This is a genomic window from Rhizobium sp. NRK18, assembly GCF_024385575.1.
Lineage (GTDB): Bacteria > Pseudomonadota > Alphaproteobacteria > Rhizobiales > Rhizobiaceae > JANFMV01.
Window position 1 is genome coordinate 882,112 of sequence record NZ_JANFMV010000001.1, and the last position, 18,279, is coordinate 900,390.

Here is an 18,279-nt window from a genome sequence, read left to right on the forward strand (position 1 = left end):
CCCGATCATGGCAGGCCCCGGAGACAACCTACGGAGCACGGCCGGCAAGGCCGTCGATACCGAACCGATGCGGCGCGCCGTAACTGGCTGTGTACGTGCGGTTGCCGGCGATCCGAACATCGAAGTCAGCTTCTCCAACGAGCGGCCGGGGCTGGCCGGCGAGCGGGTTCGCCTGCCGGAACTCTCCAAAAAGCCGACGGCGCACGAACTGGCGGTCATCCGCGGTCTCGGCGATTCGATGGCGCTGCGTCTCGCCTGCCATAACGCCAAGATCCACGCGACCATGTCGCCACAGGGCGACGATGCGCGGGCGATCTTCGACGCGGTCGAGCAGGCGCGGGTGGAATCGATCGGCGCGCGGCGGATGGCGGGTGTCGCGGAGAACCTGAAATCGATGCATTCGGAGAAATACGCCAAGGCGAATTTCCAGGGCATCGAGCGCCAGGACGACGCGCCGCTCGGCGAAGCCGTCGCCATGCTTGTGCGTGAAAAGCTGACCGGTGAAAAGGCGCCCGGCTCAGCCGGCAAGGTGCTGGACCTGTGGCGGCCGTTCATCGAGGACAAGGCCGGCAACGAACTCGACAATCTGTCCGGCAGTATCGAAGACCAGCAGGCGTTTGCCCGCATCGTGCGCGACATGCTCTCCTCCATGAATGTCGCCGAGGAATATGCCGACCCGGAAACGGAAGAGGACGACGAGAGCGAGGCCACGGACGAGGATCAGCCCCGCAGCGAAGAGCAGGGCGAGGAGCAGATGGAGGAGGAGGCCGGCTCCGAATCCGCGCCCGCCGAGGAAAACGAGTCGTCCCAGGAGCAGATGGAAGACGGCGAGATGGACGGCGCCGAGATTTCCGATGAGGAAATGTCCGACGAGGGCGACGACGAATCCGAGACGCCCGGCGAAACGCGCCGCCCCAATGGCCCGCTGGACGACGTCAACGAGAAGGTCGATTACCGCGTCTTCACGCCGGAATTTGACGAAGAGATTTCCGCCGAGGAACTGTGCGACGAGGCCGAACTGGACCGGCTGCGCGCCTTCCTCGACAAGCAGCTTGCGCACCTGCAGGGCGCCGTCGGGCGGCTGGCAAACCGCCTGCAGCGCCGCCTGATGGCGCAGCAGAACCGGTCCTGGGACTTCGACCTGGAAGAAGGCTATCTCGACACGGCGCGGCTCATGCGCGTCGTCATCGATCCGATGCAGCCGCTCTCCTTCAAGATGGAGCGGGACACGAATTTCCGCGACACCGTGGTCAGCCTGGTCATCGACAATTCCGGTTCCATGCGCGGCCGTCCGATCACCGTTGCCGCCTCCTGTGCCGACATTCTGGCGCGCACGCTGGAGCGTTGCGGCGTCAAGGTGGAAATCCTCGGCTTCACCACCAAGGCCTGGAAGGGCGGTCAGTCGCGCGAGAAGTGGCTGGCAAACGGCAAGCCGCAGTCGCCGGGCCGCCTCAACGACCTGCGTCATATCGTCTACAAGTCCGCGGACGCACCCTGGCGGCGGGCACGACGCAATCTCGGCCTGATGATGCGGGAAGGCCTGCTGAAGGAAAACATCGACGGCGAAGCGCTGATCTGGGCGCATAACCGCCTGCTCGGCCGTCCCGAGCAGCGTCGCATCCTGATGATGATTTCCGACGGTGCGCCGGTCGACGATTCCACATTGTCGGTCAATCCGGGCAACTATCTGGAGCGGCACCTCAGGGCTGTCATCGAGCAGATCGAGACGAAGTCGCCGGTCGAACTTCTGGCGATCGGCATCGGCCACGACGTGACGCGCTACTACCGCCGTGCAGTGACGATCATCGATGCGGACGAACTGGCCGGCGCTATGACCGAGCAGCTCGCCGCTCTCTTCGAAGACGAGCAGATGACGCGCAAGCGGGGCGGCAGCCGGCGTCGCGCCGGCTGATTGCCGGCTTTGCCTTATGACTGAAGAAGGTCCAGTGCCGTGCTGGCCGTCAGATCGGCGGCAGGGTCCTCGTTCCGATTGTCGGCACTGAGCGTGCCGGGGGCAGCCTCATCGGAAAGGCCGAGCTTTTTCTTGATCTCCTCGGCGATTTCCTTCTCGATCTGCTCGCGGACTTCGGCGGGTGCTGCGGCCAGCGATTCTTCCGTCATGCCGCGTTCTTCGAGATATTGTGCCCGTATCTGCTCGGCTGCCGTTCTGTTGGCGATGTCACTGAATTCGTCCGCCAGGGCCGCGTGACGCGCGTCGGCAGCCGATGCCTTGTCTGCCTCCTGCGCGGCTAGCCTCTCTTCTCGTGTGAGCTCCGGTGGCGTGCCATTGCCGATGATGTCATCGAAGCTCGCCGTATCGGCTGTCTTCATGTTGCCGTTGCCTGTGGAGGTGTAGGCAGCGACCTTCGTGTACGAGCCGCCAAGAGCATAAGCGTGAACCATGTCGTTCCTCGTGGTGCGCCAAGCGCAGAATTTCTACCAATACGCGAATAATTTCTTTCTTTACTTGCGTGAGGCTGACGCGTTCTGCGCCTGTCGGCGAGATAGCGGGTTTCGCGATTCGTCACGGCGTTGTAAACAGCGGCTCAGACTTTCGAGGATCCCGATCAAAATGCGCTTTCCCAATCGCCGGGCCGTTATTGCCTGTGCCGCCTTCGCGGTGACAATCGGCCTCAGCGGCCCCGCCAATGGCGGAAGCACGGTGACCGCGCGGCAGATCACGACTTTTGAACCCGGATCCGATGCGACCCGGTTCGGGGCGTTCGAATTTGTCGGTGGCCTGGTGATGAGCTCGCCGGACAGCCTCTTCGGTGCCTGGTCGTCCATCCGCTTCCGCCCCGACGGCCGGCATTTCGTCGGCGTGCTCGATACGGGCCACTGGATTACGGGGCAGATCGAACGAGGCAAGGATGGCAGGTTGAGCGGGCTCGGCGATGTGGCGATCACCGCGGTCAAAGATGCGTCCGGATCCCCGCAATCGCAGAAATGGCGGGTGGATGCCGAAGGGCTGACGATGATGGATGGCGGTGAGATTGCCGTCAGCTTCGAGCAGCGCCATCGCGTCGATGTCTATCCCGATCCCGGATTCGAGGCATCAAAGCCGCTGCGCACGCTTGATTTCCTGATCCCCCGCGACGAACTGCGCAGCAATGGCGGGTTCGAGACGCTGGTCCACACTCCGGATTCAGGACCGCTAGGCGGTTCGCTGATGGTGATTGCAGAGAAGAGTGTGGATGCGGCCGGCAATATGTTCGGCGCGGTCCTGAGTGGCCCCAGGAAGGGTGTCTTCACCGTCCGCCGCACGGACGATTTCGACGTGACGGACGGAACGTTCCTGCCGGACGGTGACCTCTTGATTCTCGAGCGCCGGTTCAATTTCTCCGACGGTCTCGACATGCGCATTCGGCGGATCAGCGCGGACGACATCCGGCCGGGCGCTCTCGTCGATGGCGACGTGCTGCTGCAGGCAGGGCTGTCCTACCAGATCGACAACATGGAGGGGATCGACGCCGTTCAGGCCGAGGATGGCAGCACCCATGTCATCCTTGTTTCGGACGACAATCATTCGATCCTGCAGCGTAGCCTGATGCTGGAATTCAAGCTGGTCGAATGAGTGCGGCGCGCGCGGAGATCGCTCCGCACGCGTGGCTTTTCATGGAACGTCAGGCAGTCGGTTCTGCAGCCGGCATCGGCTTGACGAGGCTTATCACGGCGCCATAGGGCAGCAGCATGCAGAAGCCGATCAGAAGCTTCACCGTGAAGTCGCCGATCGCCCAGGACATCCAGCGCGGGATATCGTAGGCGACGACGCCGAGGATCGGAGCGGTGCCGAGCGCGAAGTCGTCATTCGGACCGAGGAAGACGAAGGCCGCCGCAAATGCCAGCGAGAAGAAGATGACCGTATCCAGTGCGGAGCCGAGCAGCGTCGACACCAGCGGCGCCTTCCACCAGCTCGACCGGCGAAGCCGGTTGAACAGCGTGATGTCGAGCAGCTGGCCGACGAGATAGGCGGAGCCCGATGCGATCGCGATGCGGTGAGTCGATGCGGCGATGGAGAGGATGACGGCGACCGCGAAGCCGGCGGCCACCACGCGGCGTGCCGCCGCCGGTCCGAACTGCCGGTTGGTCAGATCCGTGATCAGGAACGACACCGGATAGATGAAGGCGCCATAGGTGAGGATATCGGCGAGATTGATGCCGAAGATGGTGCCGGGTACCGGGAACTGCACGAGGAAGTTCGAGGCGACGACGACGAGCGTCATCAGGGCGACGTAGGGGAGTGTGTGTCTGAGCATCTGCATTTTTTTATCCTGGGGTATGCCACCAGTTGGAGTGTCGATTATGCACAAGCAAAAGGCCTGACCGGATGCCGGTCAAGCCTTTTCAAGCTTCAAGCACTGTGGCCTTATCAGGCGGCTTCTGCCGTCTTCTTGACGATCTGGCGGCGCAGCAGGCGAGCTCGCATCGAGAGATCGTTCTCATCGGCCTTCAGGAGGAAGGCGTCGAGACCACCGCGATGCTCAACCGAACGCAGGGCCGCAGCCGATACGCGCAGACGATAACGCTGGCCGAGAGCATCGGAGATCAGCGTGACGCTGCACAGGTTCGGCAGGAACTTGCGCCTGGTCTTGTTGTTCGCGTGGCTGACATTGTTACCCGACTGGACGCCCTTGCCGGTCAATTCGCAACTGCGGGACATGATACACCTTTATTTCTTTTTCTTCGCATTGGATCGTCTGCCAGGCAAAGCCCGGTGCGCAATCCAACTCGTCATGATTGGAAAGTTGCGGTTCTATAGTCAGAGGAGCCGTCCGCGTCAAGCCAAAGCTCGCGGTTTTCGCTGATTCAGACAAAAACTTGCTTCAATTCACATCTAGCCGGATATCATGTCACAGACAACGAGCCGCAAAGGCCGACCATCCGCCGGGCGGGCGAAAAGGTACCTTCTAGATGATGCGTCGCTTAGCTCTTCTGGGCGCTCTGTGCGTCCTTCCGGTTCTCAACCCGCAGGCCTCGGCTGAGGGCGGTGGCGGCACGACCGAGTACAAGGTGACGCTCGCCGGCTTCACCGTTGCCGGCGCCACCTTCGTCTCGCGCATCGACAACAGCGCCTTCACCATCAATGGTCGCATCAAGGCTCGCGGTATTGCCGATCTCTTCACCGACTTCGATGCGACCGCGGATGTGCGGGGCGCAGTTCGTGATGGGCGGCTTGCGCCTGTGCAATACGCGCTCGCCTACAAGAAGGGCAAGAAGCGCCGCAAGTTCACCGTCGCCTTCGACAACGGCAATGTGACCTCCTCGGAGGTCGTGCCGTCAAAGCGGCGACCCAAGGATTGGGTGGATGTGCAGCCGGCGCATCTTGTCGGTGTTGCCGATCCGATATCGGGCCTGATTCTTCCACCGAATGAAGGGGCCTGTCCGAAGCAGGTCTCGCTCTTCGACGGCGAAACGCGGATGGAGCTCACAATGTCGTTCCGCTACATGCGCAAGTTTTCCGCCGCGGGCTACAAGGGAGAAGCGGCGGTCTGCTCCGTCAATTTCAAGCCTGAGGCGGGGTACAAGAAGAGCGACAAGGACATGCGCTACCTTGCTGACAGTTCCGGCATGGAGATCTGGTTTGCGAGGACCGCTTCCGGCGGGGCCTATGCGCCGGTGCATGTGGATATTCCGACACGGGCCGGATCGCTGGTGATCCGGGCGGTGCGTTTCGAAGGGTAGCGGTCCATATTGCCAGTCATGGTGGTGCCGGGTATGGTCCGCAAACTTTCGTTCCAGACCTCTCCTGCCGGATACCCTCACATGCAGACCCGCGCGACCTTGATCGGCTTCACGGCCATAATGATGTGGTCATTCCTGGCGCTGTTCACAGCCGCTTCGGGCAAGGTGCCGCCGTTCCAGCTGGCGGCCATGACCTTTGCGATCGGCAGCCTGCCCGGCATCCTGTCCCTGATCCTGCGCCCGGAAAGGCGCCGGTCGCTGCGTCAGCCTATCCCCGTCTGGGCGCTCGGCATCGGCGGTCTGTTCGGCTACCATTTTCTCTATTTTACCGCACTTCGGAATGCGCCGCCGGTCGAGGCCGGTCTGATCGCCTATCTCTGGCCGCTGCTGATCGTCGTCGGGTCGGCGATGCTGCCGGGCGAGCGGCTGAGGTGGTTTCATGTTGCCGGCGCCTTGATGGGGCTCGGCGGCACGGTCCTGATCGTCGGCCGCCATGGCGTCGCCTTTGATGGAGCCTACGCCCTTGGATACGGCGCGGCATTTCTCTGTGCCTTCACCTGGTCGGCTTATTCGCTGCTCTCCCGGCGATTCGGCAAGGTCCCGACGGATGTCGTCGCCGGCTTCTGCCTTGCGACCGCGATTCTCTCTCTCTTTAGCCATCTTGCCCTGGAGCAGACGGTCTGGCCGGAGACCACAGGCGAATGGCTGGCGGTCATCGGATTGGGACTGTTCCCGGTCGGCGCTGCCTTCTACACCTGGGACTATGGGGTGAAGAACGGCGATATCCAGATTCTCGGCGCGTCGAGCTATGCGGCGCCGCTCGTCTCGACACTGGTTCTGGTGCTGGCCGGCTTCGCGGTTCTCGACTGGCGGATCGGCCTTGCGTGCCTGCTGATCACCGGCGGCGCGATGCTGGCGGCCAAGGAAATGATCGTCCGGCGGGCGGCAAGGGCCAAGTAGGCGGCCTCAACGGTCGAGCGGATTCCAGTCTGACGGAGCCATTTCGAAGCTCGAGAACTCGAATCCGGGCGCAACCGTGCAGCCGACCAGCGTGTAGTCGCCGAGCGTTTCCGCGGACTGCCACCAGCCCGAATGGACGATCGCCTGCGGATGTTCGCCGGCAGCGAGGTTCGTTCCGAGTGTAACGGTATCGCTGATCAGTCCGTCCGAGGAGCGGTGCAGCGCGAGTGGCGCACCGGCGTAATAGTGCCAGATTTCGACGGCATCCCGCACACGATGCCAGTGCGATTTCTCGCCCTTCTGCAGCATATAGTAGATGGCGGTCGAATGGCCGCGCGGCGCGCCGGCCGTATCGCGGAAAGTTTCCGCGTACCAGCCGCCTTCCGGATGCGGCTGCAGGGAAAGTTTCTGAATGATCTCGTCGGCCGTCATCTGAAATTGTCCTTGCGCTTTCGGATCTCTGCAAAAACATCGGCGTCGCTTGCCGCCTCCATGCCCAGATGGGCGCGAATGCCGGCGTCGGACGGCCTTAGGAACGGGTTTGTTGCCTTCTCCAGCCCGATCGTGGTCGGAATGTTGAACTTGCCGTCAGCCCGCAAGGTCTCGATCTCGCCAGCGCGTTTCGCAAGCGCGGCATTGTCCGGATCGACCGTGACGGCAAAGCGGGCATTGGACAGCGTATATTCGTGGCCGAAATAGACCTTGGTTTCGTCCGGCAGTTCGGCGAGCTTTTGCAGCGACTGCCACATGTCCGCCGCAGGTCGCTCGAACAGGCGGCCGCAGCCAAGCGCGAACAGGGTGTCGGCGGCAAAGAGCAGCGCGTCATCCGGGAAATAGTAGCAGATGTGGCCGGCGGTGTGGCCGGGCGTTTCGATCACATGAACCGGATGGCCGGCGAATTCGAAGCGGTCGTTGTCGCCGAATGCCTGGTCCAGGCCCGGGATGGCGACGGCTTCGTTGATCGGACCGATGATCTCGCAGTCGAACTTCTCCTTGAGCGCAAGGTTGGCTTCAACGTGGTCCTGGTGATGATGCGTGGTCAGGATATGGGTGAGCTTCCAGCCGCGGCGTGCGAGAGCGTCCAGGATCGGTGCTTCCTCCGGCGCATCGATGGCGGCCGTCAGTTTCGTTTCGGGGTCGTGCAACAGCACGCCGAAATTGTCGCTGCGGCAGGGAAAGACATCGATTTCGAAAAGGGCCATCTACAACACTCCATGCAACCGGGATCACTCTGTCAATGATGGAGAATGTAGACTGTTCCGTCTTGAAGTCCACCGAAACGCAGCTAGGTTTACGGCATGCATACGGACATCGTCGACCTCAGGCAGTTCTACAATTCCGAGCTCGGTCATCTGGCCGAGCATTCGATCGCCATGGCGCTGTCCTCGATATGGGCGAGGCTGCCCGAGGAGCGTCTCGTCGGCCTCGGTTATGCGACGCCCTATCTCGACCGGTTTCGCACCGATACCGAGCGCACCTTCGCCTTCATGCCGGCCGGGCAGGGGGCGGTGAACTGGCCGCTCGGCGAGTATTCATCCACGGCGCTGATCTTCGATGAGGAACTGCCGCTGCCCGACGCCTCGATCGACCGGGTGCTGATGGTGCATGCACTGGAGTTCACCGAAAACCCGCGGGAATCGCTGAAGGAAATCTGGCGCATCCTGGCGCCTGGCGGCCGCCTCGTCATCGTCGTGCCGAACCGGCGCGGCGTCTGGGCGCAGATGGAGCACACGCCCTTCGGCTCCGGCCGTCCCTATTCCCGCGGGCAGTTGTCGACCCTGCTCAGGGAAACCAATTTCACGCCGATCTCGGCGACGGATGCGCTGTTCTTCCCGCCCTCGCGGTTCCGCACGATCCTCAAGCTGCGCACGCCGCTCGAACGTTTCGGGCGCAAGCTCTGGCCGCTGTTTTCCGGGGTCATCATCGTCGAGGCGCAGAAGCGGCTCTATCAGGGGCTGCCGGTCACGGCACGGGCGTCGCGGCGTGTCTTCGTTCCGGTTCTCGCACCGCATGGCGTGCCCACCACGCGGGATGCCGCAGGCTCACGAAATCTCGGCTGATCGCGCCGCGCCCCGCCTCGACAAAAGGCGCAATCCGCTTTAATCGGTGGTTTCCTTTCGGGCCGGCAGCGTTCGGCCCAAATCCGCAAGGTCGATCAGATGAGTACCGAAATGCAAGAGCCTGTTCCGCGTCCCGGCATCCTTGATATAGCGGCTTACGTTCCGGGCAAGGAAACCGCCCCCGGTGTGGCCAAGGTCTACAAGCTTTCCTCCAACGAGACACCGCTTGGGCCGAGCCCGAAGGCGATCGATGCGTTCCGCGGCGCCGCCGGTCATCTCGAGCTCTATCCGGATGGGCAGGCGACGGAGTTGCGTGAAGCCATCGCTTCCGTGCACGGGCTGAACACGGCCAACCTCATCTGCGGCAACGGGTCTGACGAGCTTCTCGGCCTGCTCTGCCATGTCTATCTCAGCCCCGGCGACGAGGGCATCATCACCGAGCACGGCTTCCTCGTCTACAAGATCCAGATCAAGGGCGCCGGCGCGACGCCGGTCGTGGTCAAGGAGAAGGACTGCACGGTCGATGTCGACGCCATTCTCGCGGCCGTGACGGCGAAGACGAAGATCGTCTTCATCGCCAATCCGGGCAATCCGACCGGAACCTATGTGCCCGTCAGCGAGATCCGCCGCCTGCATCAGAACCTGCCGCCGCATGTGCTTCTCGTTCTTGATGCGGCCTATGCCGAATATGTCCGCCGCAACGATTATGAGGCCGGTATCGAGCTGGTGTCGTCAAACCGCAACGTGGTCATGACCCGCACCTTCTCCAAGGTCTACGGGCTCGCCGCCCTGCGCGTCGGCTGGCTCTACGGGCCGCTGGCGGTGATCGATGCCTTGAACCGCATGCGTGGTCCCTTCAACCTCAACGCTCCGGCGATCGCCGCCGCTTCGGCCGCCATCCGCGACCAGGGTTTCGTCGGCAAGGCGGTCGAGCACAACCTCACCTGGATTTCGACGGTGACAGAGGAGCTGGAAAAGCTGGGCCTGAAGGTGACGCCGTCGGTCGCCAATTTCGTTCTGATCCATTTCCCGGAGGTGGACGGCAAGCGCGCCGACGAGGCCGACGCCTTCCTGACCAGCCGGGGCTATATCCTCAGGGCGGTCAAGGGATACGGTTTCGCCAATTCCCTGCGGATGACGATCGGTTCGGAAGAGGCCAATCGCGGCGTGATCGCCGCGCTGACGGAATTCATGGGTGCACAGCAATGAGCAATGTTCTTTTCGACCGCATCGCGCTGATCGGTATCGGTCTTATCGGTTCGTCCATCGCACGCGACATCAAGAAGCACGGTTTGGCCGGGGAAGTCGTGATTTCCTCGCGCAGCGCCGATACGCTGAAGCGCGCCCAGGAACTGGAACTCGGCGATCGCTACGTCTCGTCCGCCGCTGACGCCGTCAAGGGTGCGGATCTCGTCGTCGTCTCCGTTCCGGTCGGCGCTTCGGCCGCCGTTGCCGCAGAGATCGCCGGCAGCCTGAAGCAGGGTGCAATCGTCACCGATGTCGGTTCCACCAAGGCGTCGGTCATCGCGCAGATGCAGCCGCATATGCCGGATTACGTCCATTTCATTCCGGGCCACCCGATTGCGGGTACCGAGCGGTCGGGACCGGATGCCGGTTTCTCGGGCCTCTTCTCCGGTCGCTGGTGCATCCTGACGCCGCTCGAAGGCACCGACCCTGCGGCGCTGCAGGCGCTCAAGGATTTCTGGATGGCGCTCGGCTCGAAGATCGACGAGATGGACCCACTGCATCATGACAAGGTGCTGGCGATCGTCTCGCACCTGCCGCAGATCATCGCCTACAACATCGTCGGCACCGCCGATGACCTGGAAACGGTGACCGAATCGGAAGTCATCAAATACTCGGCCTCGGGTTTCCGCGACTTCACCCGTCTCGCCGCCTCCGATCCGACCATGTGGCGCGACGTCTGCCTGCACAACAAGGACGCGATCCTTGAAATGCTGGCGCGGTTTTCGGAAGATCTCGCCTATCTGCAGCGGGCGATCCGCTGGGGGGAGGGCGACAAGCTGTTCGAACTCTTCACCCGCACGCGGGCGATCCGCCGTCTGATCATCGAGGCCGGCCAGGACGTCGACACGCCGGACTTCGGCCGTCATCTGCGCGACGAGAAGAAGTAATCGCGAAACCGCAGTTTCAGAGCGGCGGCAGATAGCCGATCGGAATGAAGCTGACAAAGACGGCGCCATCCTCGATGTCGAGGCTGATGGTGCCGTTGTCGTGCTTGCCGGCGATGCTTTTCAGAATGTCGGCGACATTGCGGATCTGGCCTGCGGCTTCCGGAAACTGCTCGATCAGGAGGTCACGCCAGGCCTGGATCTGTTCGATCTCAAGGCGGATGCGGCCGGAGATGAAGCCGTTTTCATCGACGCTGAACGGCCCGGAGGCGGTGACGACGCGACCCTTTCCCAGATCGACGACGAGGCCGCGCAACTGGCCTTCCGAATTGCGCAGCACCGTATCGAGCTTTTCCTTGCCGGCGAGAAGCCCGGCCTTTCCGGCAAGTGTCAGGTCGATGCTGGTGGAGAACGTCGGCAGGACCTTCGGCGACGGATCGGCCAGCGTTGCGTTGACGTCTTCGGCCAGCAGCGCGACGTCCAGGTCAGGGCCGTTGGCTCTCAGATGCGCTTCGCCGTGCCCCGATTTTCCATCTGCCGAGACCTTCGCGAGCGGGTTTGAGATACTGCCGGTGATGTCCTTGGCAAGGAGGTCGACTTTGCTCAGGCCACCGAGGCCGGCGCGGAAGCTCGATTGCAGGCTCGACCAGTCGAGATGCGTGAGAAGGCCGTAGGTGGTGCGGACTTCCGCCGGTCCGTCCAGTTCGAGGACGACATGGCCGGGCTGGTAGATCTGCGCGGCCGAGCGCAGCGCGCCGAAGGTCGCCGACAGGCCTTCGCGGCTGTCGTCGATCGCCACCTTGTCGCAGAACAGGCCGATGCGGAACGGATAGCCGCGAACATCCAGGGAGGAGCATTGACCGCCGATGCTGTCGGCTGCGTCCGGCCGCCCAAGAAACTCTGCGACCCTTGTCTTCAGCTGGCTTGCCGCCACATACCATCCGCCCGTATAGAGGGCTATCGTGACGAGGACCGCTGCGGCCAGCCAATAGACCTTTCGTGAGACTGTCGATCTATTGCCGGGAGTCGGTGCCGCCATTGGGTTCTCCACGTTCTTGAATCGGCTTCTTGAGAGACTTGACGCGGGATATGGACGATTTTTGGGTGTTTGGCTACGGTTCGCTGATGTGGAATCCGGGCTTTGTGTTCAGCGAAAGCCGTCAGGCGCTGCTCGCCGGCTACCGCCGCGCTCTTTGCGTCCGGTCCTATGTGCATCGCGGTACGCCCGAGCGTCCAGGGCTTGTGCTCGGACTGGACCAGGGCGGGTCCTGCCGGGGAATGGCCTTCAGGGTCGAAGCTTCAGACCGGGACGGAGTCATCGACTATCTCCGGGAACGCGAGCTGGTGACGAGCATCTATATCGAACGCAGGGTTCCGATCCGGCTCGATACCGGGAAAAAGGTGACGGCACTTACCTATGTCATCGATCGCCGCCACGAACAGTACGCTGGTGCGCTCGATCCCCGCCATGCCGCAGACACCGTGCTTGCGGCGACAGGCAAGTCCGGGCCGAACGAGGCCTATGTCCGCAACACGGTCGAACACCTGCGAAGCATCGGCATCCGGGACCACCGGCTGGAGAGGGTGATCGCAGAGATGGGCAAGCCTGCTCAGGCGGGCAGCTGATCGGCGGTCTTCTGCGCCTGCAGTTCGGCGATCCTGGCCACTGCGGTCGGCGGCAAGGGCAGGTCGGGGTTCTTCTCTGCAGTCTCGATCAACAGCTGGTCGCTCGCCTTTTCCATGGTTTCGACGAGCTGCTTGAAGAACACGTCCTGTGGCAGGCCGGGCGCAATCGGCGGCAGGATGCGGATGACGATGTGGCCGGGATAGCGGTTCAGGCTGCGGCGCGGCCAGAACAGGCCTGCATGGCAGACGATCGGCACGACCGGCATGTCGAGATCACGGTAGAGGCGGGCGATGCCCGCGCGATATTGCGGTTCGGCGCCCGGGGGGCGGCGGGTCCCTTCCGGGTAGATGACCAGCTGGCGGCCGGTCTTCATTTCCGCTTTCGTCCGCTTCATCAGGTCGGCCATGACCTTGCCGCGGGCGCCGCGGTCGATGGGGATCATGCGCTGCTTCATGGCGTACCAGCCGAAGAGCGGGATCCACATCAGCTCGCGCTTGAGGATGAAGAGCGGATCGGCGATGAATGGCAGCAGCGCGTAGACGTCCCAGAAGGACTGGTGTTTCGGCGAGGCGATGAAAGGGCCGTCCGGGAGGTTCTCCAGTCCCTCGACGCTGTAGGTCGTGCCAACGATCGCCTTCATCAGGCGGTGGTTCGACATGGCCCAGTTCTTCGGGATGCGGAAGGCGGTTCGGCGCGGCAGGAAGAAGTATACGGGCGACAGCACGATCATCCGGATGATGATGTTCGCGTAGAACAGGATGTTGAACAGCATCGAGCGGAAGAAGATCATCGGCGGGCCTGACGTGAAAACCGTTTCCCGCTGCCTACACGAAATGGGCGGGGAGTGAAAGACGTTCGGCTGTCACGGACTATTCGTCCATCCCTGCCCTCAGGCCGGAACCGATGCCGATTCCCGTCAGGCCGCGCAGCCTGGCGGCCAGCAGCTTCACGTATTCGGCGATCATCGTGCGCATGGCGTTGGGATCGGCAAACCAGTTGCGCTGCTTAAGGTCGGCATTGACGACGGGGTAGGGCAGGAACTCGATGCCCGGCTCCACCTGGCGAAGCTCAAGCAGGCTGCGCGGCATGTGGTAGTTGTTGGTGACGACCAGGACCGAGCGATAGCCGTTCTTCTCGATCCAGGCCATCGTCTCGTTGGCGTTGCCGATCGTGTCGAGCGCGGCGTAGCCGATGTCGACACAGCAATCGAAGAGGTTCTTCGGCGCATTGGTCATCTTGCGGATCTGGGCGCCGGTGGTGCTCGGATGCACGCCGGAGATCAGAAGACGCGCGCCCGCGTGTTCGGCGAGCAGGGCGACGGCCTGGTCGATGCGCTGGTAGCCGCCGGTCAACACGACGATCGCATCGGCCTTTGGAGATTCCGGCGGCGCGTAGGACGAGACCTTGTCGGCAAACCGCAGGAAATCGACGAAAACGACACCGGCCAGAAGAACGCACACAATACCGACGCGCCGCGCCACGCGCCGGAAGAGACTCCGGCGGGCACGGGGCTCGGATTTTCGGCGCGATTGGCTCATCGGTGCGCCGTGCAATGTTTCCTCGGTGACCATGACGTCTTCTTAATTATCGAAACCGGTGCGAAACAAACCAAAATCGCCAAGGCCATTCTCTCCGGCTTTCCTCAACCCGCTGTGCCATCGGAGCGGGCGGGGTCCGACCGGACCCGGTCGATCTCGTAGATCGTGCGAATCACGGTGATCCTGGCCGTCAGCGTCGTCAGGAAAGCAATGACGATCATCGTGGCAAAAATACCGGCATAGCCCAGATAGTCTACGGAGAAGGTGCCGAAAAGAGCGGTGGCCTGATCGGATTGGGGGGTGGCGAGCGAGCGACTTTGCCAGAAGCCGGCGAGTGCGAAAGAGGCTGCGGCGAGAAGGCTTCCCGCCGCCGAGCCCTTGAGGCTGATCTTGAGAAAATGCTTCTGGAACTCGTTGGCGATGAAGGAGCCTTCGGCGCCGACGAAATGCAGCACCTCGACAATGTGGTGGTTGCCGGCAAGTGCGCCGCGCGTGGCAAAGACCACGGTCAGGACCATTGCGGAGAAGACCAGCCCCAGGAGGCCGACGCCGATGGCGACCGTGGTGCGGGCCATGGAGACGAGGCGGTCGACCCAGGTGCGGTGGTCGTCCAGCGTCGCCTGGGGAATTTCCGCCTTCAGCTGCGCCCGCATGGCGCTGAAATCGGGCGGATTGTTCTCGTCGATGGTGATGATGACGAGGCGCGGGACGGGAAGTTCGTTGATGTCGAGGCCGGTGCCGAGCCAGGGTTCGAGCAGGCGCGCGGTTGCCGCCTCGTCCATGATGGTTCCGGACTTCGTGCCGACATAGGAGAGCGCGATGTTCTTGGCCTTCTCCAAAGCCTGATTCATGTCCAGCCGGTCGTCTGGCTTGATCTGGATGGTGATTTCCCGCGAAATCTGGCTTTGCCATGAATGGGCGGTGGCGCGAACCATGGAGACGCCGCCGAGCGTGATGCAGGCGAGGAAGGCCATGATGGCGATGACCACCATCAGCGCATTGCCCTGGATGTTGGACGAGGGCACGATCGGACCGGCGGCGCGCAGGCGGAGCGGCGGCTTGCGGTTCTTTTTCGTCTGGGGCGCCGGCGGCTTTCGTCCCGTCCTGTCGTTCATGGCCTCACTCATAGATTTCCAGCCGCCCCTCCGTCAGGATCATACGCCGCGCGTCGATGCTGTCCATCAGCGCGAAATCGTGGGTGGCGATGACCACCGCCGTGCCGAGGCGGTTGAGTTCCATGAACAGGCTCAGAAGCCGCTTGGCCATGGGCGGGTCGACGTTGCCGGTCGGTTCGTCGGCCAGCAGGATCTCCGGGCGGTCGATCAGGGCGCGGGCGATGGCCGCGCGCTGCTTCTCGCCGCCCGACAGCACCGGCGGCAGGACGTTGATGCGGTCACCGAGGCCGACCCATTTCAGCAGTTCGACGACGTCGGTGCGATAGCTCGCCTCGTCCTTTCCCCGCACGCGAAGCGGCAGGGCGACGTTTTCATAGGTCGTGAGATGCTCGAGCAGGCGGAAGTCCTGGAAGACGATGCCGACGCGCCGGCGCAACATCGGCAGTTCGCTCCTCGGAATGGTGGCGATGTCCCTGTCGAACATGCGAATGAGGCCGCGGGTCGGCTGCAGCGACAGGAAAAGCAGGCGCAGCAATGTCGTCTTCCCGGCACCGGAAGGTCCGGTCAGGAACTGGAAGGAGCGCTTGGGAATGTCGAAGGTCAGGTCCCTGAGGATTTCCGGACCCATTCCGTATCGCAGGCCGACATTTTCAAAATGGATCAAGGGAGCATTTCCAGTCTCTGGCTACGGATTTGAATTGGAGCCAACATGACACTTCTTAACCAACGTGGTTAACAGGCGGTAAAGAAACCGCCGAAAACCCATGTTTTGGGGGTCGTCTTTGCGAAGCGTTAACCATTTACGTTTACGACCGGTCCCTATGTGTTTCAATGCCGAGTTTTGTCCACCCCATGGATGCACCCGGCGGATGGAAAGGTTAGGCGGCCATGGCTCCCTATGGTTCACGGCAGGCAAGAGCCGAGACGATCGACCTGCTGCCGCCCGAGCGGCCGGCGGCATCGCGACGCCCACGCCAGCATTCCTCCGGCCATGCCGATGTCGTTGATGCCGAATTCGTCGTCATCAACGACAATCGCAAGCCGGCTCAAGATCAACGACCCTCGTTTTCCCGTCCGAAATCCCGCGATGCAAGAACGGTTTCCGGCCGGGACATCGCCCTTTGGGGCGTCTCGTTTGCCGAGCGTATGCTGGAGCGCTTGCCGAAGCGTCAGTTTTCCGGCCTGGTGGCGGCCTCCTTCCTGGCGGTCTTCGCATTCAGCGGCGGCTTTTCCGCGCTGGCGGGCGGAGCCTCCGTGCCGGCATCCGTCTCGCCGCTCGACATCACCCATGTCACGGTGACGCCGCAGATGGCCAATGGCATGCATGTGCTGCTCGTCAACGGCATCATCGAGAATCGCCTCGAAACCGACCAGCAGGTGCCGCGCCTGCGCGCCGACATTCTCGCCGACGGCGAACTGACGGCAAGCCTGATCCTGGATCCGCCGGCCGACGAACTTTCCGGTGGGACGAGCCGCGGCTTTGCCGCCAAGCTGAGCTATCCCGGTGGAAAACAGCCGGATGTCAGGGTTTCCTTCATGCAATAGGGTGCTTCCGGGCATCTCTCATGGTATCGGCTTTAGTGTCGTCACCGAGGAGAATGCCGCATGCCCGTCGTCCGCGGAAAGAACATCGAACCCCTTTTCACCGCCGAGCAGATCGCCGAGCGCAACCGGACCCTTGCCGCCCAGATCGCATCCGGTCCGACTAGCGACCTCCTGGTGATCGCCGTCCTGAAGGGGTCCTTCATCTTCGCCGCCGATCTCATTCGCGCGCTGCACGATGCCGGCCTTGCGCCGGAGGTGGAGTTCATTACGCTCTCGAGCTATGGCAGCGGCACCGTCTCGAAGGGTGTCCGGATCGTCAAGGACATCGACAGCGATGTGAAGGACCGCGATGTCCTGCTGATCGACGACATTCTCGAATCCGGCCGCACGCTGCTGTTTGCCAAGGAACTGCTTTACGAGCGCGGCGCGCGGCACGTCAGCATCGCCGTTCTGCTCGACAAGAGCGTCAAGCGTTCGGAAAAGCTGGAGGCCGATCATGTCGGCTTCGAATGTCCCGATTACTTTGTCGTGGGCTATGGCATGGACGTGGCTTACGCCTTCCGGGAACTGCCGTTCGTCGGTGTCGTCACCGGCGACGCGGAGTGATTTTCGGCCGTCCGGCGGACAGACCTTGTTAACTATGCCCGCTTGATGACGAGCGCCATTTACCGATCGCAAAGGAAACTTTGATGAGTTGCCTTCACGGGACAGTAACGAAGATGGAGCGATGCGGGACATGGCAAGGATTTTGATCACCGAAGACGAAGACACCCTGCGTACCTTCGTGGCTCGTGCCCTGCGTCTTGACGGACATGAGACGGAAGAGGCCGCGGACGGCGCGGAAGGCCTGGAAAAGCTGAAGAGCGGCGCGTTCGATCTGCTGCTTTCCGACATCCGCATGCCGGTCATGGACGGGATCGCGCTGGCGCATGAAGCCTCGTCGCATTTTCCGCAGTTGAAGATCCTGCTGATGACCGGCTATGCCGAGCAGCGCGAGCGGGCCGACGATCTTGCGCGCAAGATCGTCGATGTGGTGCCGAAGCCGTTTGCGCTTCCGGATATCCGCAAGGCCGTCGCTCTGGCGCTGGCGGCCTGAGCCGGGGCCGGGCGGCGTGCAAGGGACGATCAGACCGCTGCACCATGGCGATTTCGCCGCACTGATAACCCTTTGGCATCGTGCATGGCATGAAGCGCATGCGGAAATCGTTCCGCATGAAATCCTCGCCTATCGAACACCCGATCATTTCTCGCAGTGGCTGGCCGAGGCGCTCGGCGAAGAATTCTTCTCCGTCGCCGTGGCCGGAAGCACCGTGCTCGGCTTCGTTTCCACGCGCGACGACGAGATCTGCCGGCTTTATGTCGACCTGCGGGCGCGCGGATCCGGAGCCGCCCAGGCGTTGCTCGACTACGGCGAGGATGAATTGGCGTCTGCCGGATGCACGATGGCCAAGGTGTTCTGCCTTGCCGGAAACGCGCGGGCAAACCGGTTCTATCAGGGTCACGGCTGGAGCCTGCGGCAAACGGCGCAAGAGCCGCTGTGGCTGCCGGAGGGTGTTGAAGGCCGCTTTGTCGCTGACACGCATCTCTATGAGAAAAAGCTGGGCTGAGGGCTCGCCGAGC

Annotated in this window: 22 protein-coding genes; 12 read left to right on the forward strand and 10 right to left on the reverse strand. The window is 62.7% G+C overall.

All coding sequences use genetic code 11. From position 1 onward, the window contains the following. The first annotated feature begins 7 nt into the window (after window positions 1-7). Window positions 8-1,912, forward strand: coding sequence for a cobaltochelatase subunit CobT (gene cobT, locus NN662_RS04080; protein ID WP_261929036.1), 1,905 nt, complete (start codon window positions 8-10; stop codon window positions 1,910-1,912). A gap of 14 nt (window positions 1,913-1,926) precedes the next feature. Here the strand turns inward: cobT and NN662_RS04085 are convergent, their stop codons facing one another. Continuing rightward, window positions 1,927-2,403 carry a hypothetical protein gene (locus NN662_RS04085; protein ID WP_261929037.1) on the reverse strand — a complete coding sequence of 159 codons (477 nt, stop codon included), beginning with the start codon at window positions 2,401-2,403 and terminating at the stop codon, window positions 1,927-1,929. A gap of 169 nt (window positions 2,404-2,572) precedes the next feature. Here NN662_RS04085 and NN662_RS04090 point away from each other — a divergent pair, with 169 nt between their 5' ends. After that, window positions 2,573-3,574: an esterase-like activity of phytase family protein gene (locus tag NN662_RS04090; protein WP_261929038.1), complete on the forward strand. Its 1,002-nt coding sequence runs from the start codon at window positions 2,573-2,575 to the stop codon at window positions 3,572-3,574. Window positions 3,575-3,623: 49 nt separating this feature from the next. Here NN662_RS04090 and NN662_RS04095 read toward each other — a convergent pair whose 3' ends face one another. Both NN662_RS04095 and rpmB read right to left on the reverse strand, forming a co-directional pair. Then, window positions 3,624-4,262, reverse strand: a complete 639-nt coding sequence (locus NN662_RS04095; RefSeq protein ID WP_261929039.1) for a queuosine precursor transporter — start codon at window positions 4,260-4,262, stop codon at window positions 3,624-3,626. A 107-nt stretch (window positions 4,263-4,369) separates the two neighbouring features. Further along, window positions 4,370-4,660 (reverse strand): 50S ribosomal protein L28, encoded by a 291-nt coding sequence (rpmB, locus tag NN662_RS04100; RefSeq protein ID WP_261929040.1) that lies wholly within the window; start codon window positions 4,658-4,660, stop codon window positions 4,370-4,372. A 251-nt stretch (window positions 4,661-4,911) separates the two neighbouring features. Between rpmB and NN662_RS04105 the strand changes: the two genes are divergently transcribed. Then, entirely contained in the window at window positions 4,912-5,682 is a 771-nt protein-coding gene (locus NN662_RS04105; protein ID WP_261929041.1) for a DUF3108 domain-containing protein, read from the forward strand. An 81-nt stretch (window positions 5,683-5,763) separates the two neighbouring features. Further along, window positions 5,764-6,642: a DMT family transporter gene (locus tag NN662_RS04110; RefSeq protein ID WP_261929042.1), complete on the forward strand. Its 879-nt coding sequence runs from the start codon at window positions 5,764-5,766 to the stop codon at window positions 6,640-6,642. A 6-nt stretch (window positions 6,643-6,648) separates the two neighbouring features. Here NN662_RS04110 and NN662_RS04115 read toward each other — a convergent pair whose 3' ends face one another. Both NN662_RS04115 and gloB read right to left on the reverse strand, forming a co-directional pair. Beyond that, window positions 6,649-7,074 carry a cupin domain-containing protein gene (locus NN662_RS04115; RefSeq protein ID WP_261929043.1) on the reverse strand — a complete coding sequence of 142 codons (426 nt, stop codon included), beginning with the start codon at window positions 7,072-7,074 and terminating at the stop codon, window positions 6,649-6,651. Then, window positions 7,071-7,844 (reverse strand): hydroxyacylglutathione hydrolase, encoded by a 774-nt coding sequence (gloB, locus tag NN662_RS04120; RefSeq protein WP_261929044.1) that lies wholly within the window; start codon window positions 7,842-7,844, stop codon window positions 7,071-7,073. The genes NN662_RS04115 and gloB overlap by 4 nt, the downstream gene beginning before the upstream one ends. Before the next feature lie 96 nt (window positions 7,845-7,940). On the opposite strand from gloB, the gene NN662_RS04125 reads away from it, so the two are divergent. The 3 genes from NN662_RS04125 (at window position 7,941) to NN662_RS04135 (ending at window position 10,837) form a co-directional block, all read left to right on the forward strand. Beyond that, a complete protein-coding gene (locus NN662_RS04125; RefSeq protein ID WP_261929045.1) occupies window positions 7,941-8,702 on the forward strand; it encodes a class I SAM-dependent methyltransferase in 762 nt (253 codons plus the stop codon). A 111-nt stretch (window positions 8,703-8,813) separates the two neighbouring features. Beyond that, window positions 8,814-9,911 carry a histidinol-phosphate transaminase gene (gene hisC, locus NN662_RS04130; protein ID WP_261929046.1) on the forward strand — a complete coding sequence of 366 codons (1,098 nt, stop codon included), beginning with the start codon at window positions 8,814-8,816 and terminating at the stop codon, window positions 9,909-9,911. Next, window positions 9,908-10,837: a prephenate/arogenate dehydrogenase family protein gene (locus NN662_RS04135; RefSeq protein ID WP_261929047.1), complete on the forward strand. Its 930-nt coding sequence runs from the start codon at window positions 9,908-9,910 to the stop codon at window positions 10,835-10,837. Before hisC ends, NN662_RS04135 begins: the two co-directional genes overlap by 4 nt. 16 nt (window positions 10,838-10,853) lie before the next feature. Here the strand turns inward: NN662_RS04135 and NN662_RS04140 are convergent, their stop codons facing one another. Beyond that, on the reverse strand, window positions 10,854-11,873 hold the full coding sequence (locus NN662_RS04140; RefSeq protein ID WP_261929048.1) for a DUF2125 domain-containing protein: 1,020 nt from the start codon (window positions 11,871-11,873) through the stop codon (window positions 10,854-10,856). Between the two features lie 50 nt (window positions 11,874-11,923). On the opposite strand from NN662_RS04140, the gene NN662_RS04145 reads away from it, so the two are divergent. Further along, window positions 11,924-12,460, forward strand: a complete 537-nt coding sequence (locus NN662_RS04145) for a gamma-glutamylcyclotransferase (RefSeq protein WP_261929049.1) — start codon at window positions 11,924-11,926, stop codon at window positions 12,458-12,460. Here the strand turns inward: NN662_RS04145 and NN662_RS04150 are convergent. The 4 genes from NN662_RS04150 to ftsE form a co-directional block, all read right to left on the reverse strand. Then, complete coding sequence (locus NN662_RS04150) at window positions 12,445-13,251, reverse strand: lysophospholipid acyltransferase family protein (protein ID WP_261929050.1); 807 nt, start codon at window positions 13,249-13,251, stop codon at window positions 12,445-12,447. The genes NN662_RS04145 and NN662_RS04150 overlap by 16 nt on opposite strands. Before the next feature lie 79 nt (window positions 13,252-13,330). Beyond that, the gene (locus NN662_RS04155) at window positions 13,331-13,999 is read right to left on the reverse strand and encodes a YdcF family protein (RefSeq protein WP_261931857.1); all 669 of its coding nucleotides are present in this window, start codon (window positions 13,997-13,999) and stop codon (window positions 13,331-13,333) included. A gap of 104 nt (window positions 14,000-14,103) precedes the next feature. Next, window positions 14,104-15,114, reverse strand: a complete 1,011-nt coding sequence (locus NN662_RS04160) for a cell division protein FtsX (RefSeq protein ID WP_261929051.1) — start codon at window positions 15,112-15,114, stop codon at window positions 14,104-14,106. 4 nt (window positions 15,115-15,118) lie between these two features. Then, a complete protein-coding gene (gene ftsE, locus NN662_RS04165) occupies window positions 15,119-15,778 on the reverse strand; it encodes a cell division ATP-binding protein FtsE (protein ID WP_261929052.1) in 660 nt (219 codons plus the stop codon). Between the two features lie 224 nt (window positions 15,779-16,002). Here ftsE and NN662_RS04170 point away from each other — a divergent pair, with 224 nt between their 5' ends. From NN662_RS04170 to NN662_RS04185, 4 genes are all read left to right on the forward strand, one after another. Beyond that, the gene (locus tag NN662_RS04170) at window positions 16,003-16,659 is read left to right on the forward strand and encodes a hypothetical protein (RefSeq protein WP_261929053.1); all 657 of its coding nucleotides are present in this window, start codon (window positions 16,003-16,005) and stop codon (window positions 16,657-16,659) included. Window positions 16,660-16,719: 60 nt separating this feature from the next. Continuing rightward, entirely contained in the window at window positions 16,720-17,265 is a 546-nt protein-coding gene (gene hpt, locus NN662_RS04175) for a hypoxanthine phosphoribosyltransferase (RefSeq protein WP_261929054.1), read from the forward strand. A 130-nt stretch (window positions 17,266-17,395) separates the two neighbouring features. Continuing rightward, window positions 17,396-17,755 carry a response regulator gene (locus tag NN662_RS04180; RefSeq protein WP_261929055.1) on the forward strand — a complete coding sequence of 120 codons (360 nt, stop codon included), beginning with the start codon at window positions 17,396-17,398 and terminating at the stop codon, window positions 17,753-17,755. A 16-nt stretch (window positions 17,756-17,771) separates the two neighbouring features. Next, window positions 17,772-18,266: a GNAT family N-acetyltransferase gene (locus tag NN662_RS04185; protein ID WP_261929056.1), complete on the forward strand. Its 495-nt coding sequence runs from the start codon at window positions 17,772-17,774 to the stop codon at window positions 18,264-18,266. Window positions 18,267-18,279: the final 13 nt, after the last annotated feature.